Here is a 25,398-nt window from a genome sequence, read left to right as displayed (position 1 = left end):
GTCTTTCAAAAGATCAGAGAGAAATACAAAAACACCGCGAAGAACAGTTCTGTAGCAGAGCTGCTCTCCACGGCGTTTAAATGATGACAATAGATTATGACTATGCCTCTTTATAATAACTGCTTTTTGCCTACACCTTCTCGGCGGTATGACGTTCTTCACGTCCAGGTATTTTCCCTGTTTCCTCATATGCTTTGACGATGATATCAATTTCTTTTTTCAATTCGTCCACCATATCAGCCTCAGGTACTTTGCGAATCATTTTTCCATAACGGAACAAAAGGCCTTCACCGCGCGCTCCGGCAATTCCAATATCAGCTTCCTTCGCTTCACCCGGGCCATTTACTGCACAACCCAGTACGGATACTTTAATCGGTACCTTGAGTTTTGCAATGTAGTCTTCTACCTCGTTGGCAATAGAGAACAGATCAATATCCAGACGTCCGCAAGTCGGACAAGAAATCAATGTAGCTGCGTTTGTGATTAATCCAAACGTCTTGAGCAACTCACGGGCTACCTTCACTTCTTCCACCGGATCAGCACTAAGTGAAATACGCATAGTGGAGCCGATGCCTGATGCTAGCAAAGCGCCCATACCTGCCGCGCTTTTAACTGTACCCGTAAAGAGTGTACCCGCTTCGGTAATACCCAGATGGAGCGGATACTTAATAATTTCAGCGGCCTTCGTATAAGCAGCAATCGCCATAGGAACATCAGACGCCTTCAGTGACACGATAATGTCATGGAAATCAAGTTCTTCCAGTATCCCGATATGATACAGCGCACTTTCTACCATCGCTTCTGGCGTAGGGTAGCCATACTTATCAAGTAAATGCTGTTCCAATGACCCGGCATTCACACCAATTCGAATCGGAATCCCTTTTTCCTTACATGCCTTCACGACAGCTTCTACTTTTTCACGTCGTCCTATGTTACCTGGATTAATGCGAACTTTATCAATCCCATTTTCAATTGCCAGTAGAGCCAGCTTGTGATTAAAGTGAATATCTGCAACTAGCGGAATATGAATCCGTTTTTTAATTTCCTTAATGGCTGCGGCAGCTTCCTCATTGTTGACGGTAACCCGCACCAGTTGACATCCGGCTTCTTCCAAGCGAAGAATCTCGGCTACAGTTGCTTCCACATCTGCTGTTTTAGTTGTACACATGCTTTGGATGATGACTTCATTGCTGCCGCCAATCGTCAGATTCCCGACTTTAACGGGACGTGTGTCTTGTCTTAAGAACATGTACTTTTCTCTCCCATTAACGCCAAACCTCCACCCCTTAAAACCTCATACAGGTTTAGTGAAGTGGAGATCCGGCTTCTCATGTTTTAGAGATCGCGAAGTATCAATCCTTAGGCGCTCTCTTCTTGTTTTTTATCCTTATCTGTACCACCGAGTTCCGGTGCGATTTTGTCTTTTACAACCTGCTCATTGATGACGCAAGTAGTCACATCCTCACGGGAAGGAACCTCATACATTACGTCCAGCATAATACCTTCGATGATCGCACGAAGGCCACGGGCACCCGTGTTACGCTTGATCGCTTCACGAGCAATGGCTTCCAGAGCATCTTGCTTAAACTCCAGTTGCACATTATCCAGCTCAAGCAGCTTCTGGTATTGCTTGGTTAACGCATTTTTCGGTTCGGACAGAATACGAACCAATGTGTTCTCATCAAGCGGCTCCAGCGTAGAAATTACTGGCAAGCGTCCTACAAATTCCGGTATCAGACCGAATTTCAAAAGATCCTCAGGCAATACCATTGAAGTATATTCGCCTGGTTTCAGGTCTTTTTGTTCGCTGGTAGCGTTGAAGCCGATAACCTTTTTACCGATACGACGTTTGATCATTTGCTCCAGACCATCAAAGGCACCACCGCAAATGAACAGGATATTCGTGGTGTCAATTTGAATAAACTCTTGATGTGGATGCTTGCGACCGCCTTGAGGTGGTACAGAAGCAACCGTGCCTTCCAAAATTTTAAGCAACGCCTGCTGTACACCTTCACCCGAAACGTCACGCGTAATGGACGGGTTTTCGGATTTGCGGGCTACTTTATCAATTTCGTCAATGTAGATAATGCCGCGTTCGGCTTTTTCTACATCATAATCGGCAGCTTGAATCAGTTTCAGCAAAATATTTTCAACGTCTTCACCCACATAACCTGCTTCCGTAAGGGAAGTGGCATCTGCGATAGCAAAAGGAACGTTCAAAATTTTAGCCATGGTTTGCGCAAGCAACGTTTTACCCGAACCTGTAGGTCCAAGCATCAAGATGTTACTTTTTTGCAGTTCCACATCATCAATTTTGTTTTGAGTATTAATTCGTTTGTAGTGATTATATACCGCTACAGACAACGATTTTTTCGCTTGATCCTGACCAATAACATATTGGTCCAGAATGTCACGGATTTGCATTGGTTTCGGAATGTCTTTCAGATCTACTTCTTCTTCATGACCCAATTCCTCTTCTACAATCTCCGTACACAACTCAATGCATTCGTCACATATATATACGCCCGGTCCGGCAACAAGCTTGCGAACCTGATCCTGAGATTTACCGCAGAAAGAACATTTCAATTGTCCTTTTTCATCATTAAATTTAAACATAGAGCCACCCCTTTACAGATTAATCGGTTTAGACAGCACCTGGTCAATGATACCGTATGCTTTTGCCTCTTCCGCTTCCATGAAGAAATCCCGGTCAGTATCACGTTCGATTTTTTCGAGGGGCTGACCCGTACGCTCTACATAGATTTGATTCAGCTTAGCACGTGTTTTGATAATCCAGTCCGCATGAATCAGCATATCGGAGGCTTGCCCCTGAATGCCACCAAGTGGCTGATGAATCATGACTTCACTATTGGTAAGCGCGTATCTCTTACCTGGCGCACCCGCTGTTAGCAGCAACGAACCCATACTTGCAGCCATGCCTACACAGATCGTCGATACGTCCGGCTTAATGAATTGCATTGTATCATATATACCCATGCCCGCAGTTACAGAACCGCCTGGCGAGTTAATGTACAAATTAATATCCTTCTCTGGATCTTCCGCAGAAAGGAACAATAGCTGTGCAATGACGAGATTGGCGACATCGTCATCAATCGGGCCACTTAGGAAAATAATACGATCCTTAAGCAACCGCGAGTAAATATCGTAAGATCGTTCTCCTCGATTCGTTTGTTCCACAACCATAGGGACGAGACTCATCACGACCAACCTCTTTTCTTTATTAAAATGAACACCTGTATTCATCCGCTTCCTTATGTCCCATTAAAACGGAAGCAGCAAGCATGAAACGTGAACACCTTACAAAATATTTTAACATGTTCAGAGTCTCGTGTCATATTTGCATGCGCTCATATATGCAGTGCGGGCTATTTACAGTACACTCTGCCGAGACCTTCTCATATTTAACCATGTTTCGTATGTATGTGCAAATATACGGTAGTGACTTATGTAAAACAAGAAAACGCGACTCACAGCACTTTCCATAAACGACTAAAATTTGGGTTATCAAAGGTAAAAATAAGGCACGTAACTTTCACTACGTGCCTTATCCCTATCTAATTACTACGTTTCAGCTTGTTACAGCATACTCCGTATATTTTATCGTCTGAATTACTCAGCAGCTTCAACTGGCGCTTCTACTTCTTTGCTGTTTTCCACCAACAAAGCAATGGTTTTGCGCAGTGAAATTTCTTCTTTCAGGTTAGCGAACGAGCCGTTACCTTCCAGAATGCTACGGATTTCTTCAACTGAACGTTTGTAAGCTTCAGCCATGTTTTTCAGTTCTTCATCAATTTCCGCTTCGGAAACTTCGATGTTTTCTGCTTTAGCCACTTGCTCCAGCACGAGGTTGTTACGTACGCGCTTCTCAGCATCAGCTTTCATTTGCTCTTCCAGGTCTTCCTTGCTTTGACCAGAGAATCCAAGGAACATTTCAAGGTTCATACCTTGGCTACGCAAACGGTTGTCGAAATCGCGAACCATGTTTTGCACTTCGCTCTTCACCATTGCTTCAGGAATGTCGATTGTTGCATTCTCAGCAACCTTCTCTACTACAGCACCCTCGCGAGCTGCTTTAGCTTCGTTTTCCTTACGATCCAACAATTGCTTTTTCAAGTCTTCCTTGAATTCAGCCAGTGTGTCAAATTCGCTTACATCTTTAGCAAATTCATCGTCCAGCTCAGGAAGAACTTTGCGTTTCAGTTCGTGAACTTTCACTTTGAATACCGCTTGTTTGCCAGCGAGGTCAGCAGAATGGTAGTTCTCAGGGAACGTTACTTCAACGTCCTTGGAATCGCCAGTGTGCAAACCAACCACTTGCTCTTCAAAACCAGGGATGAATGTGTTAGATCCCAGTTCCAAAGAATACTTCTCAGCTTGTCCGCCTTCGAATGGTACACCGTCCACGGAACCGTCGAAGTCAATAATAGCTGTATCACCGGATTGAGCAGCATCTTCATCAACGACAACCAGTTCAGCATGACGTTGTTGCAGGCGCTCCAGTTCTTGAGCCAGTTCTTCGTCGCTTACTTCGAGTTTGCTTACAGGCACTTCTACGCCTTTGTAATCGCCCAAAGTCACTTCAGGTTTAACAGTAACCTTTGCTTTGAACTTGAAAGATTCGCCTTTAGCAAATTGATCAATTTCAACGTCAGGGCTGTCAACCGGGAAGATGTCCGTTTGCTCTACAGCTTGGCTGTAAGCTTCTGGCAACAGGATGTCAATTGCATCTTGGTACAGACTTTCAATACCATAGCGTTTTTCAAAGATAGGACGTGGTACTTTACCTTTACGGAATCCTGGTACACTTACTTGTTTTGCCACTTTATTAAAAGCTTTGTCGAGTGCAGCGGCTACACGATCCGCGTCAACCTCAACTTCAAGAACCCCAAGGTTCTTCTCTATTTTCTCCCAAGTTGCTTTCATTTTATGCTTTCCCCTCCAACAAAATCTTCACTTAGTTTTCATTACAATCAACGCACACAAAATAACCACTATAGTATATCTAACATTACTGTCTTTTTCAAGAGCAGCCCTTTGAATGCTTCACAGGTAAACGTTTCCGGTCACTAAGGAGTGTGCATTCCCGCCGCTACGAATAGTCGCATCGACCGATACGCCTGCTCAAAACGGAAGCGCAACGCATCTGTAATACCATATATAGCACGGGTTTCTTCCTCATTATTATTACCGTTCAAACTTTCCGAAACGGTCTGATGGAGTGCTGCAGCCCAAATATCCGGCATTCCGTCCTCTTCCACCAACATGGATCTATAATCATTCGTACCGTATACTGCCATCACAAACTGTGACCACAACTCCTGTGCAAAATAGAATAGTGTAGGCTCGTGCACCTCAGTCTGATCAGCCACCCGTTCCAAAATACGCATAATCGACTCTGGAAAATCACCAGGCTGTAACGGAACCGTTTCAATGTCGATTTCCGCTTGTTCATCACCCCGTCTGATTTCTATCGTCCCTTCCATTCCGCGTCGTCGCATTGTCTGTAGAACACGGAATTGAAGTAAAGGATGGATTTCCCGGTCCGTAATCCAGCGAAGCAAGGCATCGTCGATTTCTGGCAGTTCCAAATAGGACAACTGCTCCAACGCTAAAATCGTCTGTTCGGATAAGGGTTCATCCATAGCCATCCGCAACAGCTTGTTGCCGTAGCCCGCATCCTGCTCCTGCTTAAAGCGTGCATGACGGCGAGCTAACTCTACTTCACTGACCTCTTCTTCCACAGCGTCCGTTACCGCCCCGCTGTCAGCGTACTGTGGAAATGCAGCTTCCAGCCATTGTAATAGAGCGTTCCATTCATCGTATTGCTTCTGCTCCTGTCCCTGACACTGCATTAAAAAACGCAGCATCGCCATCGCCTCTCCGTAACGTTCGTTTTCAAGCATCACAGTAAGTTGGATTTGATAATAGTCCAGTGTCTTCGGAAACAATACAATATTATTTTCTTTTGTCGTCACCTTGGAGTCCTTTATTCAAGGCACCCCCTCTCCTTCACAAGCTCAAGTATTTGTAGATTATATGAGAAACAGTAGCCGAAGTCCAACCACTCGTCTTACACATATTCACCTGTATTCTAACATACCCTTTTATAAGGCAAAAAAAACTACGTCTACTCAGAATTTATGCTGTATAAAGCCTAAATAAGCGATATATGCAAAATAAGACTTGAATTTCTTTTATCCATATGATATATTAATATTCGCTTGAATTTTATGTCCCAGTAGCTCAGCTGGATAGAGCAACGGCCTTCTAAGCCGTCGGTCGGGGGTTCGAATCCCTCCTGGGACGTCATAACAAGAAGCTTCCATAATGGAGGCTTTTTTTGTTCTCATGAGATAACTCACAGGGGAACGTCGGCCCATCGGCATCGTTAGCCTATACTTCGCAGTCAACCATAAGGAGAGTATCTCTCTTGATAAATTACATCAAAAAAAAGCTTCCGCAAGGGAGCTTTTTTTGATGATAAATAATGTAGAAAGAATAGTCTGCCACGCTACTTTAGGCGCTGGTTTCAAGTCACTACTCTTTCAATAAAACGCAGATATTGCTATCATCTATCATGTTACACCATTTTGAAGTAAAGGAGGTTGGCTGACTCCCTTGACTACGAATAAACTCCAAAAGTCGCGGGAAATTCATCGTTTTGTTGCCACTTTGCTTTCTATATTAGGTACTGGATTGGGTATGTTTTATCTCGCCATTCCTTCCTATATGATTGGAGGAGCGGCTCTGATCATCACACAGGGAATTCTGATCTATTTTACATTATTTTCTCTCGGATACCTGCTTATTATTTCGGGACCGCTGGCCATTATTCTCCACATTTTAGGCATTATTTTTACAATACGATCTTTTCAAATTACAAGCAATGTGGGTAGCGCGCCGACAAGTGCATCGTTGCCTTCCAAATGGCGCATGTTGCTCAGTCTCACTGTGGGAGCTACACTTCTACTTCTTGCAGTCACAATGAAATACGTAGATATTATAGAACCTTTTACACAAACAGGTGAAAATAAACGCAACGTAGCCGCAGAATCAGAGCAATATCTGGAGCAGAAATACGGAGAGGACTTTCAAATTCAAAATATTAGCTATCATAGTATTCCCTTCACTGAATATACCATGGAGGCGATCTCTAATCGTCATCCTTCCGTCCTCTTTAACATGACCAAGCGTCCTTATGAGGATGTCCCATTTAGAGAAAAATATCTTAACGCCCTTTGGGAGAGCCAACTGGACATGAAGCTCAAACCTGTTATACAGAAGCTATACAATGATGCAGCCGCTGTTCATTCTGGGGTGCAAGAAGGGGAAACAGATAAAATGATCAAAGAATACGACGATTTTAAACTGAATCCCGAAGCGGTCGGCGATCAATATATTCGTATAATTGTATTCGAGGATCTAACTGACTCAGGATTGTCATTGGAAAAAGAACGGGTATTACAAACTGCAAAAGTTCTCAAAACAGTGTTGGCCGGAAATAAAGCCTCATTAGACATCGAATACTTCCCTTCGGCTATGAATACCAACCGAAACCTTAAGGCAATAGAACTAAACGATTATATGTTTGGTCAGGACCATTTTGATGAAAAGACCTATGAAGTCCAGATAGAAGACATTTATAAGCTTATGTCAACAAAGGATATACAAATCACATCGCTTGACCGCGTGAAGTAGCAAGGAGATTAATCAAATGAAATTAATATCTTGGAATGTAAATGGCTTAAGAGCCTGTGTGACCAAAGGGTTTTATACTTATTTAAAAGAAACGAATGCCGATATTTTTTGCGTACAGGAAACGAAGCTTCAAGAAGGGCAGATCCTCATGGAGAACATGGAGGAATACACACAATACTGGAATTATGCTGAGAAAAAAGGATATTCCGGCACGGCTATTTTCACCAAAATCAAGCCGCTCTCTGTGCATTATGGACTTGAAGAAAATGAAGAACCGGAGGGCCGAACCATCACTTTGGAATTCGAAAAATTTTATCTCGTCAATGTGTACACACCAAATACCAAACGGGACTTATCCCGACTGCCCTACAGACTGGAATGGGAAGACCGTTTTCGCAGCTACCTGCAACAACTGGATGCTTTGAAGCCTGTCATCGTGTGTGGAGACTTGAACGTAGCTCATCAGGAGATCGATCTCAAAAACGCCAAAGCTAACTACGGAAATGCCGGTTTTACGCCTGAGGAACGGGAACGCATGTCACAGCTGCTAGACGCCGGATTTATAGATACCTTCAGAACCTTTTATCCTGACCGGACGGATGTTTATTCCTGGTGGTCCTACATGCCAAAGGTGAGAGAAAGGAATATTGGCTGGCGGATCGATTACTTCCTCGTCTCGGAGAGACTTCGTTCGCTATTGATGGATGCGAACATTGATTGTCATATTACAGGCAGTGACCACTGTCCTGTGATATTGGAGTTGCAAGATATTTCAGCATAAGTCCCCTGCCCTGACACAAGGATTTATGAAACTTTAAAAAGCGGTCATGCTCTGTTATTGCAGCATGACCGCTTTAATGAATGGAGCTATGTCCCCAAATATACCTCGATACGGGAAATCAACCGCTCTCTCACATCTTGTGCCTCTTTATGATCTAATATAGCCTGTCTTATCGTCTTCTTTTCGCCACTAGCGTAATGCAGTACATACTGGGTCACTATGCATTCCGGTGGATAAGTATCCTTGCGATCCGTATTAAAATAAGTCACCTGACAGCTTCCGAGAAAACAGAAAGATAGCTCACCTGTAGCTGTGAACAGCCAGCCTGGCAGCTTGGGCTCCAGCTTCAAGGATAGGCCCCTATGATCATAGCCAAACGGCTGCCCGCCCGTCATCATCCATATCCACATATGAATAAATTCTGCCGTAGATCCGCTCAGCCTCGCGATATATCCCGTTCCATGCAAACTTGCATCAGGATTAGCACTGCTAGCAATAAAGGAGCTGTTCGGTTGGCCGGAAAAAACTCCATGATGGCTCCATTCTTATCCTCCACACCAAAGCTCGCAATTCCTTGTCCACGATTAACATAATACGCCCACAGAGGAATTCCCTGAACACCAGCAATACCGGGTAGAAAACTAGAAAAGGGCTTGGCCTGCGCAAAATTCTCAATCACAAAACGTCCTTGATCGTCAAAATAGTACTGCTGCATCGTGCACCCCTTTTCTTTTTAGAACCCGTTATTCGCCATCACTTGCTTGAACCACAGCGCACTTTGTTTGGGCGTCCGTTCCTGCGTGTCGTAATTGATGTGTATAATACCAAAACGTTTGCTGTATCCCCAGGCCCATTCAAAGTTATCGAGGAATGACCAGACAAAATAGCCCTTAAGCTGACCTCCCTCCCCAATAAAGCGATGGCATGCCTTTAAATGTTCCTCAATGTAATGCTGGCGCCCAATGTCCTTAATCTTTCCATTCACCAGTTCGTCCTTCATCGCTGCTCCGTTTTCCGTAATCAGGATGGGTAATCCCTTGGAAAAGTCCTTCTCAATCCGCGTCAGCAGCTTATAAAAGGATTCAGGGTGAATCTCCCATCCCATATCCGTTACCGGTTCCTCTATAGAAACCTGCTCGACCTGAAGCAACGAAGCGTCTGTAGTCGCTCGAATGATGCTGCGGGCGTAGTAATTGATGCCCAAAAAATCCCCTGGCTGCTGAATCAGCTCCATATCACCAGGCTGTACAAAATCCAATCCGTTCAAGTGCGCCCCGTACCATTCCACCATATCCTCAGGGTATTTCCCGTTAAACAATGGCTCGGCAAACCAACGATTAATAAAACCATCCCGCCGGACAGCAGCGGCTACATCTTCGGGATGTTCAGAGGCTGCATCGACATGCTCCATGTTCAGCGTAATACCGATGTTGCCCGTCAGGCCCTTTTCCTTGTGTAAGTTCATGGCTATCCCGTGACACACCAGAATATGATGAGCGGCAGTAAAGGCTTCCCTCCAGTTCTCATGGCCGGGAGCATGTTCTCCTGTGCCATAGCCCAAAATAGAGGCGCAGTAGGGCTCATTTATCGTATTCCACCAGCTTATCCGCTCTCCAAATCGATCCATGATTACAGAGGCATACGTTTTAAAATGTTGGATAGTCTCTCGCTGCGTCCAACCGCCCTCGTCCTCAATCCACTGCGGTAGATCCCAATGATACAGCGTCAGCATTGGAATTAGCCCAGCCGACTCAATCTCATCCAGTAGACGCTCATAGAAGAGCAACCCCTGTTCGTTAACCACGCCGGGTGCGGGAATAATGCGCGGCCAGGCCACAGAAAAACGGTAATGTAAAAAGCCAAGTTGCTTCATTAATTGCACGTCTTCCTTAAAGCGGTGAAAATGGTCACAAGCTACATCTCCACAGTCCCCTCCTATCACCTTCCCGGGCGCTCGACAGAAAGTATCCCAAATAGAAGGCGTTCTTCCTTCCTCATCCACGCCACCTTCAATTTGATAAGAAGAGGTCGAAGTTCCCCACATAAACGTGGTGGGGAATGTATAGGTATTCTCACTCATACTCGGTATCATCCTTTCAGGAATCAAGACTTCACAGCTCCGGCTATCTTAGAATAAATGCACTTACCTTTACGAAAGCGGTTTAGTTAATTACAGCTACTATTATGTATCGGATAGCCTGTATTTGTAAATAGAGATTTGTAAATTATCAAATAAAACACAAATCACCGTTATTACTCCTTAAAATATTAGGAGTCATCCTTTATTAGCACGGTTGACTCACTTCTATGAGGTAGCATAGAATACGAGTAATCATTAATTTTGAAAAACAAAGTCAATTTAACTAAATCAGTTTAGTTGCGGAGGATTCCATGAATATAAAAACAATAGCTAGCATGGCAGGCGTTTCAGTAGCAACGGTTTCGAAAATCATTAACAATTACACAGACATCAGTGAGGAAACCCGGCAGCGGGTACTTAAAATCATGGAGGAAACAGGCTATAGACCCTCCTCCTCGGCTAAAACGCTGGCTACCAAAAAATCTAATCTGGTAGGCGTTATATTCGCTGGTAAGCTGAATGTTGATTTTAGTCATCCTTTTTTTGTAGATATCATTAATGTCTTCAAAAAACAGATTGGCTTGCTTGGTTACGATCTGCTGTTTTTTTCAAATGAGAAATTTCTGGATAATGGAGAGGACTATTTGGCACGCTCGAAATATTTTTCAGTGGACGGGTGCATTATTATTGCTGGAGATGAAGTGGAGAAGAGTGTTTTTGATCTCGATGCCAGCCCTATCCCCTGTATCGGTGTCGATATTGAACTAACCGGAGCCAGTTCTTGCTACATTATGTCCGACAATCAGAAGATTTCAATGAAGGTTGTTGAGCACTTTTACATGAATGGATACCGCGACATGGGGTTTATAGGCATTGAACGCCCCTCCTTGGTTATTAAAGAGAGAGAGGAGGCCTTTATTGCTTCACTAAAACGGTTTAGTCTTGATGTTAGACCTGAATGGGTCGTGTATGGTAAGGACTACGCGGCAGAAGATGGATACCAGGTCGCGAAAGCGTGGATACAGCAAGGAAATTTACCAAAAGCTATTTTTGCGGCGACCGACCTGCTTGCCTTTGGTGCCATACGTGCTTTCAAGGAAAGCGGCTTGAGGGTACCCGAGGATATTGCTGTAGTGGGATGTGATGATATAGAAGCCTGTCGTTATACCGAACCTCCACTGACGACTGTAAAACAAGACAAGCAAAAAATAGGCCGTCTAGCTGCTATGGTACTGTTTGACCTGATGAATAAACAAATGGATACCAAATGTATTAAAGTCGAGCCGGAACTGGTCATTCGTAGTTCCTGCGGAGCCGGCCAACATTGGAACCATACGAAGGTCAAAGGTTAGCTCATGCCTTAAAAAAGATGACTCCTGATAAGATTCAGAAGTCATCTTTTTGCAGTTTAATATTCAGAGACCCAGCGCTTAATCATTACTTGTAGGCCATCGTCGCATTCACAGCCTTTTTCCAGCCTTCATACAAGCCTGCACGTGTTGATTCATCCATATTCGGGGCAAAAGAGGTTTCCACCCTCACCCGCTTACGAAGTTCATCCGTACTCTTCCAATATCCAATAGCCAAACCTGCCAGACATGCAGCCCCCAGTGCCGTCGTCTCATGGATCACTGGCCGCTCCACCGTTGCATCTAAAATATCGCTCTGGAATTGCATCAGAAAATTGTTCAATACAGCTCCTCCATCCACCCGCAGCGTCTTCACCGCAATACCTGAATCGATCTCCATGGCTGTAAGCACATCCTTGGTCTGATAAGCGAGTGACTCCAATGTGGCGCGGATAAAATGCTCCTTCGTGGTCCCTCGTGTCAGGCCGAACATTGCCCCGCGCACCTCGCTATCCCAGTAGGGGCTCCCCAGTCCGACAAAAGCGGGGACAAGATACACTCCTTCCGTAGACGAAACACGAGCGGCATAAGGCTCACTGTCTTTCGCATCACGGAACATACGCAGCCCGTCTCGCAGCCACTGGATCGCCGACCCCGCTACAAACACACTCCCCTCGAGTGCATATTGCACTTTGCCTTCCTCCAGTCCCCAAGCGATGGTCGTAATCAGGCCGTGTTTAGATTCAACAGGCTGATCCCCCGTATTCATTAGCATAAAGCAGCCTGTGCCGTAAGTATTTTTGATCATCCCTTTTTCGTAACATGCCTGACCGAACAAGGCTGCTTGCTGGTCACCTGCTGCACCGGCGATCGGTACATTCTGACCGAAGAAATGATAATCCACGGTGTGCGCATATACCTCAGAAGAAGGTCTTACCTCAGGCAGCATGATTTTCGGAACACCCAGAATGTCCAGCAGCTCTTCGTCCCACTTTAGCTCATAAATGTTGTACATGAGCGTCCTGGCTGCATTCGAGTAGTCCGTCACATGTGCCTTTCCGCCGGATAGTTTCCAGATCAGCCACGAGTCAATCGTACCGAATAACAGGTCACCTCGTTCCGCCTTTTCCCGCGCGCCCTCTACATGGTCCAGAATCCACTTTACTTTAGTGCCTGAAAAATACGGGTCGATCAGCAGCCCTGTTTTGCTGTGAAACAGTTCCTCGTGCCCTTGTCGCTTCAATTCATCACAGATGTCCGAGGTTTGGCGTGATTGCCATACGAGTACATTATATACGGGCACTCCTGTATTTTTGTCCCACACAGCCACCGATTCTCGCTGATTGGTAATGCCGATGGCAGCCACTTGATTTGCTTTTACACCGGATTCGGAAAGACAGGAGGCAATGACTCCGAGAATAGAACTCCAGATTTCATTCGCATTCTGCTCTACCCAGCCGGGATGAGGAAAATATTGCGGAAATTCTCGCTGAGCCGAGTACACTACATCTCCCTCGCTATTGAACAAAATCGCTCTTGAGCTTGTCGTTCCCTGATCTAGTGACAAAATATATTTTCCCATTGTTCATCTCTCCCCGTGTAAATCCATCGTTTTTACGCTATAAGTTTGTGATCCGTTTTATGATTTTTATAAGTACGACTCATACGGAAGGTAATCAAGAGTACAATCACGATGATCCCTAGTAAAATCCAGAAAGCTGGAGTCACACTCCCCTTAAAAACAGCCTGATAAAATGGCCCTGCGAAAGATCCCCCCAATAGCGGTCCTATAATGGGCACCCATGCATATTTCCAGTTGGATGCTCCCTTACCGGGAATCGGTAGTAAATAATGCATCAGACGCGGCCCAAAATCCCTCGCTGGATTGATGGCATAGCCCGTTGTGCCTCCAAGGGATAAACCGATACTGACAACTAAAAAACCAACAATCAGCGGTTTCAGGCCGTCTGTAAATGAATTGGCGCCAAACGACAGTAAAGCAAGAACAAAGATGAAAGTACCTATCATTTCACTAAGCACGTTGGCAAACGGATGATCAATAGCTGGTCCTGTCGCGAATACACTGAGTTTGGCTGCTGTGTCCTCCGTCTCTTTCCAGTGGGGCCAATAATGCAAAACGACGATGATCGCACCCGCCATGGCTCCAAGAAGCTGAGCCACAATATAGCCGGATACATCTTGCCATGGAAAACTACCCTGAAATGCCAACGCGAGTGTAACTGCCGGATTCAAATGCGCTCCGCTGATTTGACCCACTGCATACACCGCAATAGCTACCGCAAGCCCCCAACCCATTCCGACCACAATCCAGCCGGAAGCGTGGGCAAATGACTTTTTCAGGGACACCCCTGCGCACACTCCGCCACCTAGGGCAATAAGAATCATTGTCCCTATGAATTCGGCTGCGTATGGCGACATACAACCTACCTCCTCAATAGATCACCCGATTTTGATCGCTTTCATCGCACAAAAAAAAGAAAAGCCATCACAAATCAACCCTGTGCTGTACCATGGGATGTCTGCGTGGCTCTCTTGTCTCCGTCACGATTATTAACTTAAATTTGATACTATATAAGCATGTAAGCGATGTCAACTGCGGATTTACGTCATTTCATAGCTTAAAATAATCGTTGACCATGTTAGATCCCCCGATTTATGATGTAAAAAAATGGGCACAAGTAAGGATTTCAGGATGAATACGACACTCCCAAACTCGATGAAGAAGGGAAGAATGTTATGCTGAAATTTCTGCAAAAAATCGGCAAGTCGTTAATGCTTCCAGTAGCTACTCTACCCGCCGCAGGGATTTTGCAAGGATTAGCTCTGATTAATTATGAAACGGATATACCGTTTGGTCCCGTAGTTGGCGGATTTCTGAATCATTATGTCACTCCTTTTCTGAACGAGGGGGCGGGGGCTATCTTCGGTAACCTTTCGCTCATTTTCTCCATTGGTGTTGCCATTGGTCTGGCAGGCGACGCAGTAGCCGCATTATCGGCAGTCATTGCCTATATGGTGTTGACCCGTATTTTGGCGGCAGTGCCGGGTATATTTGCATATATTCCAGACGACGTCAAGCTGGACATGGGCGTATTGGGTGGTATTTTTATCGGTGGATGGTCTGCTTTTCTGTTTAAAAAATATCATAATATTCAGCTCCCGGATTGGCTTGGCTTCTTCTCAGGCAAACGTTTTGTCCCCATGATTACCGCCTTCACGACCATGATTCTGGCCATTCTGCTCGGAATGATCTGGAGTCCGGTACAAGATGGGATTGCAGCCTTCGGCAACTGGATTGTCGGGTTTGGCGGAATCGGATCAATGGTATTCATGATTGCCAATCGGCTGCTGATCCCGCTCGGTTTGCATCATGTACTAAACTCAATCGCGTGGTTTCAGATTGGTAACTATACGAATGCAGCTGGCGAAGTTGTTCATGGTGACCTGACCCGTTTCTTTGCAGGCGATAAATCAGCTGGTCTATTCATGTCCGGTTTCTTCCCTATTATGATGTTTGCTCTCCCGGCAGCCGCTCTCGCATTCATCCATACGGCTAAACCGGAAAAACGTAAAGCCGTCGCTTCCATTTTCATCGGTTCTGCGCTGGCATCGTTCCTGACCGGAATTACCGAGCCCCTCGAATTTTCGTTTATGTTCATTGCACCATTGCTTTACGGCGTTCATGCTCTGCTGACAGGCCTGAGCGGCCTGGTCGTATACCTATTGGATGTCAAACTGGGCTTTTCCTTTTCAGCAGGACTCATTGACTATTTGGTCAATATGAAGCTCTCCACTCACCCATTGCGAATGATCCCGGTCGGGCTTGTCTTCGCCCTCATCTATTACTTTCTGTTCCGATTTATCATTCTCAAATTCAACCTAAAAACTCCTGGGCGTGAAGATGATGGAGAAGACAGTCTCCTGTCTGAGGCTAACGAATCTGTACCCAATAAAAAAGCAAACGCTACATCCGACACTCCGTCCAGTCAGGCAGGCAGGGTACTAACCTATCTCGGCGGTTCGGACAATATCCTAAGCATTGATGCCTGCATCACACGGCTGCGTCTTGTCGTCAAAGACGACAAAGCAGTTAACGATCAAGCTCTCAGGCAGCTCGGAGCGTCGGGAATCATCAGGCTTGGTAACGGTACCCTGCAGGTTATTTTCGGGACTCGGTCCGAAATTCTGAAAGATGAAATACTGCGGTTGATGTCATGAGCTGAATCCCTAACTTAAGTACGTGCGTTCTTCATATAACAGACGCACGTGCTTTTTTTTATGGATAAACGTTTCAAATTTTTTGTTTTTGGTTAAGGCAATGCACATAAATGGGTAACAGCTTCATATGATGGAGCTAAACCATTTACAACTTGTTTAGCAGGCAGATTATCTCAGACAGCAAGGAGGGAAATGATGTGAAGACAGTACAATGGTTGGTATTATGTCTTGCTTTTCTCACTATGTTCAGTGCTTGTAGTGGACCCTCGTTCTCTGAAAGTCAATCATCTGAAACTAATTTGTCAAATGGAAAAAAGATAACGCTTACATTATGGTATTGGAACCGTTCCATTGATGATGAACTACTCGCCCAAGCGGAAAAACACTTTCCCAACATTGAATTAAAAACTCAAAAAATAGGTGGTGACTTCAAAGCTAAACTGAAGACAACGCTCGCAGCTCGTTCTGGTGAACCAGACATCGTAGCTCTGAACGACTGGATGGTGGAGCTATTTCCAAGTGCGGATCGTTTTTATGATTTAAGGGAGCTCGGAGCAGACCGCCTAAAAGATCAATATTTGGAATGGAAATGGAATCAGGGGATCACTCCTGATGGTAAAATGATTGCATTTCCCATGGATACTGGGCCTACTGCCCTCTTCTATCGAAGCGATCTATTTAAGCAAGCAGGCTTGCCTAGTGATCCTGAAAAGGTTAGTGCCTCGATCCGCACATGGGATGATTACATGGCAGCCGGAGAACAACTTCAGCAGAAATTCGGAAGCCGTTCGTTTTTGGCTGATAATATTGTAAACGTTTACAATCAAGTGCTCGCTCAGCATACAAACCTCTACTTCAAGCCGGATGGCAGCTATATTGGCAATCAATCTCCTGACATCCGTCTGGGCTGGAAAACCGCTGTCGATTTCCACAAGAAGCATCTGCTCGCCAATGCGGATGGCTGGACTCCCGAATGGAACGCTTCGGTCAATAACGGCAAAATTGCCTCTTTTGTAGGGGCTGTTTGGATGAAGCAAGTTCTCACAGAGGCCGCGCCGGATACAGCTGGCAAATGGAGAGTCGCCCGTGCTCCTGGAGGAGACGGCAACCTGGGTGGTTCGTTCATTTCTATCCTCAAATCCAGCAAACATCCCAAAGAAGCCTTTGAAGTCCTGACCTGGCTGCAAAACCCGGAACACCAGTTGGAAGCCTACCACAAAATCGGTCTGTTCCCGTCCACTCCCGGCGTCTATAACGATCCTATCATGGGGACACCCGAGCCTTTCTTTGGGGGTCAGGCCACCGGACTCATCTTCGCCGCCTCCGCACGTCATGTGAAAAGCAGCTATTTCGGCGAGCGCTACCCTGTCATCCACGGCATTGTGACCCGTCGCCTTGCTAATGTTGCCAAGCAGGATGCTAATCCTGATGCATTATGGACGGAAACCATGGAACGAATCGAACGGGAATTACAGCGATAAAAAAACAAAATTCAAAAAAGGCGTGTGGACAATATGCTGAGAGAAATCTGGAAGCACCGTGCCGTTTATGCTGCGATCTCGCCGTTTTATCTGCTGTTTGGCATCTTTGGACTGTTTCCGATTGGTTTTTCATTATACCTGGCGTTTCACAAATGGGACGGAATCGGAGACATGACCTACAACGGCTGGGGCAACTTTCGCTACCTTGTAACAGATCATGAATTTTGGCAGGCTGTAGGCAACACCTTTGTGATCTGGGTGTATGCAACAATTCCAATGCTATTCTTCGCACTGATTATTGCCTTTCTGCTTTATGCCCCATTTGTGAAAATGCGCACCTTATGGCGAGTTGGATTCTTCCTGCCCAATGTGACGTCTATTGTGGCTGTCGCCATCATATTTGGTGCCTTATTTGCCAACAATTTCGGATTTCTCAACTACCTTCTGCAACTCTTGGGACTGCCCATGGTTCAATGGCTGAATGTGCCATGGGGTATCCAAATTGCCATTTCTTCTATGGTCGTATGGAGATGGATGGGCTATAACGCAATCATCTATCTGGCCGGACTTCAGAGTATTCCGCATGTGCTGTATGAGGCCGCCAAAATAGACGGAGCAACCGGAGCGCAAGCTTTTTTCCGCATCACTATCCCCATGCTGCGCCCAGTCATTCTGTTTACGGTCATTACGTCCACCATCGGCGGTATGCAACTCTTCACCGAGCCACAGGTCCTGGTCGGTAATGACGGCGGTTCCGGGGCAAGTGGCATGACCATCGTTTTATACCTGTACCGCGAGTCGTTCATTAACAACTATTTTGGATATGGTGCAGCCGTCGGATGGGGCATGTTCCTCATCATTGCTCTATTCTCCATCATCAACTGGAAACTCGTTCAAGGTAAAAAATAACGATGGGAAGGAGCTTCACAACATGATGCAGACACGTGCAAAATCCTTTGTTTTATATGCCGGATTGTTGGTGGGAATCATCCTGTCGATGTTTCCATTTTACTGGCTGATCGTCATGGCAACCCGTACAACTTCAGACATCTATCGTTTTCCACCGCAATTGTGGTTTGGCGGCCACTTCTTGGATAACATAACGAGAGTATTGCAGCAGATTAATTTTGCCGGAGCCTTTTTTAATACCCTTTTTGTAGCCGGTTCTGTTACCTTATTGGTTCTGTTTTTCGATTCGCTGGCAGGTTTTGCATTCGCCAAGTTTGATTTTCCGGGCAAAAAAGTGCTATTTATCGTTCTGCTAGCTACAATGATGGTCCCTTCACAACTTTCGCTTGTCCCCTCCTTTGTCATGATGGCCACCTTTGGATGGGTAGGTACGTTCAAAGCGCTTATTATCCCGGGGATGGTAAATGCCTTCGGCATTTTCTGGATTCGTCAATATGCGGAAGAATCCATTCCAAAGGAGCTGCTGGATGCGGGGCGGATGGACGGATGCAGCTTTTTTCGGCTGTACTTGAATGTAGCACTGCCTATTCTACGTCCTGCGTTCGCTTTTCTCGGCGCGTTTACCTTTATAGGAGCCTGGAATGATTATTTATGGCCTTTAATCGTCTTAACGGATGAGCGTAAATTCACACTCCAGATTGCACTGTCACAATTAAACGGGATATACAATACGGATTATGCGATGGTCATTGCGGGCACCCTGCTTGCTGTACTGCCACTTATAATTTTATTTCTTTTCATTAGCCGCCAGTTTATTTCCGATCTTGCCGCCGGAGCGGTCAAAGATTAGATTTATTTGAATTCCCTTATTCATTTCATGTATAATAGTTAATCGTCATTTCAAATAGCTTACATGGTAAAGTTAGGTATTCAACAGGCAATCAGGTTAAGCGATTTACGATTTGAACATGAACTATGAACTGAGGGGAACTTTCCAGATGAACAAATTCACATATTATAACCCCACCAAATTAATATTTGGAGACAATCAAATTGAAGAACTGCAGCAGGAGCTGCTGAATTACGGCAAAAATATTTTACTGATATACGGAGGCGGAAGTGTCAAGCGAAATGGTCTGTATGACCAGGTATTAAACGCATTAGAGCCGCTACATCTTAACATTCATGAATTGTCCGGCGTAGAGCCGAATCCGCGCTTGTCCACCGTTAAGAAGGGCATCGACATTTGCCGAAATGAAAACATCGACTTCTTACTTGCAGTAGGCGGCGGAAGCGTTATTGATTGCACCAAAGCCATCGCAGCAGGGGCTGAATATGACGGCGATGTGTGGGATATTATCAATAAAAAGCACATGCCTACCCAGGCTCTGCCATTCGGTACCATCCTCACACTCGCCGCTACCGGTTCAGAAATGAATCCAGATTCTGTTATCACCAACTGGGAAACAAACGAAAAATACGTATGGGGCAGCGCGGTGACGCATCCGAAATTCTCGATTCTGGACCCAAAAAACACCTTCTCTGTGCCACGTGATCAGACGGTATATGGCATGGTGGATATGATGAGCCATGTATTTGAACAGTATTTTCACAATGTTAAAAATACACCGTTGCAAGATCGTATGTGCTTTTCCGTGCTGCAAACCGTAATCGAAACTGCACCTAAGCTGTTGGAGGATTTGCACAACTACGAGCATCGCGAAACGATTTTATATGCCGGAACGATTGCTCTTAACGGAACACTGCAAATGGGCTACTTCGGGGACTGGGCTTCGCATACGATTGAACATGCATTATCTGCTGTATATGATATTCCTCATGCTGGCGGTCTGGCGATCCTATTCCCCAACTGGATGAGACATACGGTGGATCAGGATGCTGCACGCATGAAACGGCTGATGCTCAGCATGTTTGACTTAGACACCGTAGATAAAACAGATAGAGAAATCGCTTTGGAGGGTATTGACCGTCTTAGTGCATTCTGGACAAGTCTCGGTGCCCCTTCCACCCTGGCCGATTACAATATTAATGATGAGCAATTGGAAAAAATCGCAACCATTGCAGCCCGTGAAATGGAATATGGAGGCTTCGGTAATTATAAAAAGCTGAATCAAGAAGATATTTTAGCTATTTTGCGTGCATCGTTATAACATTCAAAAGGGAGTGTCCTCAAGCCTGTGATGGCTGAGAGCACTCCCTTTTGAAATTTATGAATTAACCGTTTGTCCCTTTTCTTCTACTTGAATAGCTGCCCCTACACTGGCACCTGCAAGAATGCCCTTTTTCTTACTAGAATTCAGAGAATCCATATAGGTTCGGGTTTCTGCAACGACAATGCCTGACAAACCAAGCAGTGCAATCAGGTTCGGGAAAGCCATCATTGCGTTAAAGATATCTGCCAGCAGCCAAATCGCATCCAGTTTAATGAACGCGCCCCCGCCAACGAGTAGAATGAACAGATAACGGTATGGCTTAATCCACTTGACGCCAAGCAAGTATTCAACACAGCGTTCCCCGTAATAGTTCCAGCCGAGCATGGTGGTGAACGCGAACATAATCAGAATAATTGTGAGCAGTTCTGCCCCCAGCGGGAATGCGCTGGAAAATGCTTGCTGAGTCATCAGGCCCGCATCGGTAGGCCCGCTCCACACACCGCTAACCAGTAGCGTCAACCCGGTCATCACACAAATAACCATCGTATCAATAAACACGCCTGTCATGGAAATCAGCCCTTGTTCCGCAGGCCATTTGGTTTTGGCAGCTGCGGCTGCAATCGGTGCGCTTCCCAATCCGGCCTCATTGGCAAAAATACCTCTGGCTACCCCACTTCGCATCGCCAGCATAATCGTAGCTCCGGCAAATCCGCCCGTTGCCGATGTAGTTGAAAATGCCGAATGGAGCACCAGCGCAATTGCGGCAGGAAGCTGGTCAGCAAACCGAATCAGTACGATGAGACAGATCAGTACGTACAAGCCTGTTTTAAAAGGAACGACCTTCGTCGATACCTTGGCAATACTTTTGAGTCCTCCAATAGTAACCAGTCCAGTAAGGATAGCTATAATCAGTGCCGTTACAATGGGCGGAACGCCAAAACTGTTTTCCGTCGAAGATACAATCGCTTTGACCTGCGGAAACGTTCCAATCCCGAACAACGCTACCAGCATGCCCGAAAAAGCAAACAGCATCGCCAGCGGTTTAAAACGACGTCCTAGACCTTTCTCAATATAATACATCGGGCCGCCGGAAAATTGTCCATTCCGATCCTTCACCCGGTATTTTACTGCAAGTACACCTTCCGCATATTTCGTCGCCATCCCAAAAAAGGCTGCAACGACCATCCAGAACAAGGCACCCGGCCCGCCCAGCTTAATGGCTGTCGCTACGCCGACAATACTTCCTGTGCCAACTGTAGCCGCTAGCGCCGTACTCAAAGCCGCAAAACTACTTACATCCCCGCTGCCTTCATTCGGGGCCTTACCGATCAGCTTGATCGCCAGGGGCAGGCGGAATACCTGCAACATTTTCAGACGTATGGTCAGCCACAACCCCGTTCCCATGACAAGAATGATGAGAGGCGCCCCCCATATCCAACTGCTAATCGCTTCTAACACATGTACCAAATTCATTTCAACCCGCTCCTCCAGCATATTAGAAAACAAAAAAGAGTCAAATCAGCTGATTCGACTCCTGGAGAGGTTAAAGGCACGAAAAAATACAACCATCTTGTGCAGGTTTCTGCCTCTAATAGCTCATAAAAAAGCCTAGGGTATTCCCTGTCACAGGTTATTCGCGTCTCTGTCCTTTTGCCTGAGAGTTTAAGCAGATGTTCTCTGCGGTGCACCTTCGGCGCCCAATTAAGGGTCTCTCCAGAGTTCTGTCCGTTTACGGTCCCCGCTTGTGGCTGTAAACAGCCTAAGCACCTGAGAGTTTTGCCCCTTCGGTCGGAACTTTCGTTCCATCTCCCGCAAACATCAACCAGACATATGAAATTTTTATTCATTATACAGAAAACTTTCAGCTTATTACAAGTGAAAAGTTTGTGAAGCCCTCTGAAATATTATTATGTCTATCAAAAAAGCGGGTACAGCAGATTGCATCCTTAGGATGTCCTCTGCTATACCCGCCCGAGACGATATGAAATTACAATTCTTCACCATTGGTTGCTATCACATTTTTATACCAGTTAAAAGAGTCTTTTTTGGAGCGTTTGAGCGTTCCGTTACCGTCATCATCCAGATCAACGTAAATAAATCCGTAGCGCTTGGACATTTCGGAAGTAGACATGCTCACGAGGTCGATAGGGCCCCAGCTGGTGTAACCAATCAGATCAACACCGTCAGCAATCGCTTCCTTCATTTGGACAATATGCTGACGCAAGTAATCAATGCGATACGTGTCATGCACAGAGCCGTCCTCTTCCACCTTATCATATGCACCCAAGCCATTTTCCACGATGAACAGCGGCTTTTGATAGCGATCATAAAACGTATTCAGTGTAACACGCAGGCCGATCGGATCGATCTGCCATCCCCAGTCGGAGGACTGCAGATACGGATTTTTCACGCCGCCAATCAGGTTTCCTGCTGCTTTCTCGCCTTCTGGACCTGCCGATACGGTCAAGGTCATGTAGTAGCTAAATGAGATAAAATCAACCGTATTATTTTTCAAAATTTCGGCATCGCCGGGTTCTGTCTGGATCACAATATTATTTTCTACAAAATAACGATTCATATAGTTGGAATATTCCCCACGGGCATGCACATCCGTAAAGAATAGGTTCATCTGATTTTCATGCTGGGCTTTCAGTATATCCGCTGGGTTACACGTATGTGGATAGCTTTCTATACGTGCCAACATACAGCCGATCTGAGCACCCGGGATGATCTCATGTCCCCGTTTGGTTGCCAGTGCACTAGCTACAAATTGATGATGCAATGCTTGATATATCGCTTGTTGTTTGTTTTCTACACGGTCAATAACCACACCGCCACCGGTGAACGGACTCATGGTCATTACATTGATTTCATTAAAGGTCAGCCAGTATTTTACTTTATCCTTATAGCGTGTAAACACCGTTTCGGCATAATTGACGTAATGCTGTATGACTTCACGACCCAGCCAGCCATTATACTTCTGAGTCAGACCTAGCGGTGTTTCATAATGTGACAATGTTACCAAGGGCTCAATATTATATTTGCGCAGCTCATCAAATACATTGTCGTAGAATTGCAATCCTGCTTCATTCGGTTCGTGATCATAGCCATTCGGGAAAATCCGCGACCAGTGGATGGACATACGAAATACTTTAAAGCCCATTTCAGCGAACAATGCAATATCTTCTTTGTAGTGGTGGTAAAAGTCCACACCTTCACGTTTTGGGAAACGGGCATTGACTTTGCCTGCCAAAATGTCTTCGAGTCGCTCGGACGAAATCTCTATAGCGTGATCGTTCTTACGTTCCGCTTTGGGTACATAAGCAATCATGTCTGCGCTGGACAAGCCTTTTCCATCTACGTCAAAAGCACCTTCCAATTGGTTGGCTGCAGTTGCCCCGCCCCACAAGAAGTTTTTCGGAAATCCTTTTAGCATCTTCGTCATGGTATAAAGACCTCTTTCCGTATATAAGATTTTTACTTTGGCCTAAGTAATCCCATCAAATGCTGCAAATGTGAATCCATACCTAACGGTAACCGTTCTCCTTTGAAATGCATTGACAGATGCTTTAAAATAGATGTAATGCCCTCATAAGCATCCTAATTGTTGTAACGCGTTTCATGTCAAGTATTTTTTTCTTATGTGAGGAGAAGCACCATGTCGAATCTTGATCAAATTGCAAAACTGGCGGGCTTTTCCAAGGCTACGGTATCCAGAGTATTAAATCAGTCCCCCCATGTCAGTCATGAAACAAGAGCTAAGATTTTGAAAATCATGCAGGAATTAGATTATGTTCCTAATCGGAATGCCATTTCCCTATCCAAGGGTCAGACGCTTCAGATTGGTATCATCACTTCAACGATTAATGAAATTGTTCTTGCTTTTCTGGACAGCTTTGTAGAAATCGCCGGACAATATGAATTCCAGACCATTATTTATACTTCGGGAGAAGACAAAAAGAAAGAGCTTCAAGCTTTTGAAGATTTAAAAAGAAAAAGAGTCGACGCGCTGGTCATCATTTCCTGCGTGAATGACACTGATTTTTTGAGTACCTATTGTAAATATGGCCCAATCGTGGCCTGGCAACGAATGGAGCATACCGATATTCGCTCCGTGGCAATGGATCAATATGAAGGTTACATGCTAGCACTAAAGCATTTGATACAAAAAGGCTATACTCGTATAGCCAATGCTTTTGGCCGTCCGAGCAGCATCAATACCCATAGCAGACAACGAGCCTATGAACAGATCATGAGTGAGCACAATCTGCCAGTGTTGCAACACTGGAATCACTCTTCAATTTATAATATCCGTGATGGCGAACGGGTCGTACGGGATTTGTTACAGCATCGGGGGGAATTCCCAGAGGCTATTTTATGTGCTAACGATTATGTAGCTGTGGGCATTCTCTGCGAAGCACGCAGACAACGGCTGAACGTACCGGGAGATCTGGCGATTGTTGGGTTTGATAACACGGAGCTGTCGCATACGTTGGGGATTACAACGATTCAAAATCCCATCATGGCTCAAGCACAAAATGCTTTTTTCATGCTTTCCCCCCAGCTGATTGGACGCCAAATGGAGCTTCATTCGCTAGAGTACAGCCTCATTGAACGTACGACCACATAAGGTAACGCTTTACTTGCAAATTAGGCAAAAGGGTCT

21 protein-coding genes, 1 tRNA gene and 2 riboswitches are annotated in these 25,398 nt (G+C 45.4%); of the genes, 10 read left to right on the top strand and 12 right to left on the bottom strand.

Translation table 11 applies throughout. The features are described 5' to 3' along the window. Positions 1–130: 130 nt before the first annotated feature. The 5 genes from ispG to ACEN8J_RS03090 form a co-directional block, all read right to left on the bottom strand. The gene (gene ispG, locus ACEN8J_RS03110) at positions 131–1,249 is read right to left on the bottom strand and encodes a flavodoxin-dependent (E)-4-hydroxy-3-methylbut-2-enyl-diphosphate synthase (RefSeq protein ID WP_025718670.1); all 1,119 of its coding nucleotides are present in this window, start codon (positions 1,247–1,249) and stop codon (positions 131–133) included. A 110-nt stretch (positions 1,250–1,359) separates the two neighbouring features. Next, positions 1,360–2,616 carry an ATP-dependent protease ATP-binding subunit ClpX gene (gene clpX / locus ACEN8J_RS03105; RefSeq protein ID WP_013311623.1) on the bottom strand — a complete coding sequence of 419 codons (1,257 nt, stop codon included), beginning with the start codon at positions 2,614–2,616 and terminating at the stop codon, positions 1,360–1,362. Positions 2,617–2,628: 12 nt separating this feature from the next. Continuing rightward, positions 2,629–3,219: an ATP-dependent Clp endopeptidase proteolytic subunit ClpP gene (clpP, locus tag ACEN8J_RS03100; protein ID WP_016324659.1), complete on the bottom strand. Its 591-nt coding sequence runs from the start codon at positions 3,217–3,219 to the stop codon at positions 2,629–2,631. A 411-nt stretch (positions 3,220–3,630) separates the two neighbouring features. After that, positions 3,631–4,944, bottom strand: a complete 1,314-nt coding sequence (gene tig / locus ACEN8J_RS03095; RefSeq protein WP_028541569.1) for a trigger factor — start codon at positions 4,942–4,944, stop codon at positions 3,631–3,633. A gap of 143 nt (positions 4,945–5,087) precedes the next feature. Further along, positions 5,088–5,996, bottom strand: a complete 909-nt coding sequence (locus ACEN8J_RS03090) for a hypothetical protein (RefSeq protein ID WP_185156363.1) — start codon at positions 5,994–5,996, stop codon at positions 5,088–5,090. 257 nt (positions 5,997–6,253) lie between these two features. On the opposite strand from ACEN8J_RS03090, the gene ACEN8J_RS03085 reads away from it, so the two are divergent. From ACEN8J_RS03085 to ACEN8J_RS03075, 3 genes are all read left to right on the top strand, one after another. Beyond that, positions 6,254–6,327, top strand: a tRNA-Arg gene (locus ACEN8J_RS03085). Positions 6,328–6,639: 312 nt separating this feature from the next. Continuing rightward, complete coding sequence (locus tag ACEN8J_RS03080) at positions 6,640–7,719, top strand: hypothetical protein (protein WP_029518402.1); 1,080 nt, start codon at positions 6,640–6,642, stop codon at positions 7,717–7,719. A 16-nt stretch (positions 7,720–7,735) separates the two neighbouring features. Then, positions 7,736–8,500 (top strand): exodeoxyribonuclease III, encoded by a 765-nt coding sequence (locus ACEN8J_RS03075; RefSeq protein ID WP_029518401.1) that lies wholly within the window; start codon positions 7,736–7,738, stop codon positions 8,498–8,500. An 86-nt stretch (positions 8,501–8,586) separates the two neighbouring features. On the opposite strand, the gene ACEN8J_RS03070 is transcribed toward ACEN8J_RS03075, so the two are convergent. The 3 genes from ACEN8J_RS03070 to ACEN8J_RS03060 are packed head-to-tail and all read right to left on the bottom strand — an operon-like array spanning position 8,587 to position 10,580. Continuing rightward, positions 8,587–8,910 carry a hypothetical protein gene (locus ACEN8J_RS03070; protein WP_230585102.1) on the bottom strand — a complete coding sequence of 108 codons (324 nt, stop codon included), beginning with the start codon at positions 8,908–8,910 and terminating at the stop codon, positions 8,587–8,589. A 26-nt stretch (positions 8,911–8,936) separates the two neighbouring features. Next, positions 8,937–9,215, bottom strand: a complete 279-nt coding sequence (locus ACEN8J_RS03065; RefSeq protein ID WP_029518399.1) for a hypothetical protein — start codon at positions 9,213–9,215, stop codon at positions 8,937–8,939. Positions 9,216–9,233: 18 nt separating this feature from the next. Further along, entirely contained in the window at positions 9,234–10,580 is a 1,347-nt protein-coding gene (locus ACEN8J_RS03060; RefSeq protein ID WP_495594231.1) for a GH1 family beta-glucosidase, read from the bottom strand. A gap of 311 nt (positions 10,581–10,891) precedes the next feature. On the opposite strand from ACEN8J_RS03060, the gene ACEN8J_RS03055 reads away from it, so the two are divergent. Next, positions 10,892–11,932 carry a LacI family DNA-binding transcriptional regulator gene (locus ACEN8J_RS03055; RefSeq protein ID WP_029518397.1) on the top strand — a complete coding sequence of 347 codons (1,041 nt, stop codon included), beginning with the start codon at positions 10,892–10,894 and terminating at the stop codon, positions 11,930–11,932. A gap of 85 nt (positions 11,933–12,017) precedes the next feature. Here the strand turns inward: ACEN8J_RS03055 and glpK are convergent, their stop codons facing one another. Together glpK and ACEN8J_RS03045 are read right to left on the bottom strand one after the other, a co-directional pair. Continuing rightward, positions 12,018–13,511 carry a glycerol kinase GlpK gene (gene glpK, locus ACEN8J_RS03050; RefSeq protein ID WP_029518396.1) on the bottom strand — a complete coding sequence of 498 codons (1,494 nt, stop codon included), beginning with the start codon at positions 13,509–13,511 and terminating at the stop codon, positions 12,018–12,020. Positions 13,512–13,543: 32 nt separating this feature from the next. Then, positions 13,544–14,368 carry an MIP/aquaporin family protein gene (locus ACEN8J_RS03045; protein ID WP_029518395.1) on the bottom strand — a complete coding sequence of 275 codons (825 nt, stop codon included), beginning with the start codon at positions 14,366–14,368 and terminating at the stop codon, positions 13,544–13,546. 318 nt (positions 14,369–14,686) lie between these two features. Between ACEN8J_RS03045 and ACEN8J_RS03040 the strand changes: the two genes are divergently transcribed. The 5 genes from ACEN8J_RS03040 (at position 14,687) to ACEN8J_RS03020 (ending at position 20,729) form a co-directional block, all read left to right on the top strand. Next, positions 14,687–16,168: a PTS transporter subunit EIIC gene (locus ACEN8J_RS03040; RefSeq protein WP_340933003.1), complete on the top strand. Its 1,482-nt coding sequence runs from the start codon at positions 14,687–14,689 to the stop codon at positions 16,166–16,168. A gap of 197 nt (positions 16,169–16,365) precedes the next feature. Next, positions 16,366–17,649, top strand: coding sequence for an ABC transporter substrate-binding protein (locus tag ACEN8J_RS03035; RefSeq protein WP_029518393.1), 1,284 nt, complete (start codon positions 16,366–16,368; stop codon positions 17,647–17,649). A 33-nt stretch (positions 17,650–17,682) separates the two neighbouring features. Then, a complete protein-coding gene (locus ACEN8J_RS03030; protein ID WP_029518392.1) occupies positions 17,683–18,558 on the top strand; it encodes a carbohydrate ABC transporter permease in 876 nt (291 codons plus the stop codon). 22 nt (positions 18,559–18,580) lie between these two features. After that, a complete protein-coding gene (locus tag ACEN8J_RS03025; RefSeq protein WP_029518391.1) occupies positions 18,581–19,408 on the top strand; it encodes a carbohydrate ABC transporter permease in 828 nt (275 codons plus the stop codon). 148 nt (positions 19,409–19,556) lie between these two features. After that, complete coding sequence (locus ACEN8J_RS03020) at positions 19,557–20,729, top strand: iron-containing alcohol dehydrogenase (RefSeq protein ID WP_340933007.1); 1,173 nt, start codon at positions 19,557–19,559, stop codon at positions 20,727–20,729. Positions 20,730–20,786: 57 nt separating this feature from the next. On the opposite strand, the gene ACEN8J_RS03015 is transcribed toward ACEN8J_RS03020, so the two are convergent. After that, on the bottom strand, positions 20,787–22,205 hold the full coding sequence (locus ACEN8J_RS03015) for an alanine/glycine:cation symporter family protein (protein ID WP_029518389.1): 1,419 nt from the start codon (positions 22,203–22,205) through the stop codon (positions 20,787–20,789). Between the two features lie 159 nt (positions 22,206–22,364). Further along, a riboswitch (glycine riboswitch) is annotated at positions 22,365–22,459 on the bottom strand. An 18-nt stretch (positions 22,460–22,477) separates the two neighbouring features. After that, a riboswitch (glycine riboswitch) is annotated at positions 22,478–22,554 on the bottom strand. Between the two features lie 165 nt (positions 22,555–22,719). After that, complete coding sequence (locus ACEN8J_RS03010) at positions 22,720–24,177, bottom strand: glycoside hydrolase family 1 protein (RefSeq protein ID WP_342434415.1); 1,458 nt, start codon at positions 24,175–24,177, stop codon at positions 22,720–22,722. Between the two features lie 213 nt (positions 24,178–24,390). Between ACEN8J_RS03010 and ACEN8J_RS03005 the strand changes: the two genes are divergently transcribed. Continuing rightward, the gene (locus tag ACEN8J_RS03005; protein ID WP_495594230.1) at positions 24,391–25,362 is read left to right on the top strand and encodes a LacI family DNA-binding transcriptional regulator; all 972 of its coding nucleotides are present in this window, start codon (positions 24,391–24,393) and stop codon (positions 25,360–25,362) included. Positions 25,363–25,398: the final 36 nt, after the last annotated feature.

Source organism: Paenibacillus sp. Paensp38, assembly GCF_059491915.1.
The sequence above is the reverse complement of the archived record's forward strand: the minus strand, read 5'-3'. Positions and strand labels throughout refer to the sequence as shown.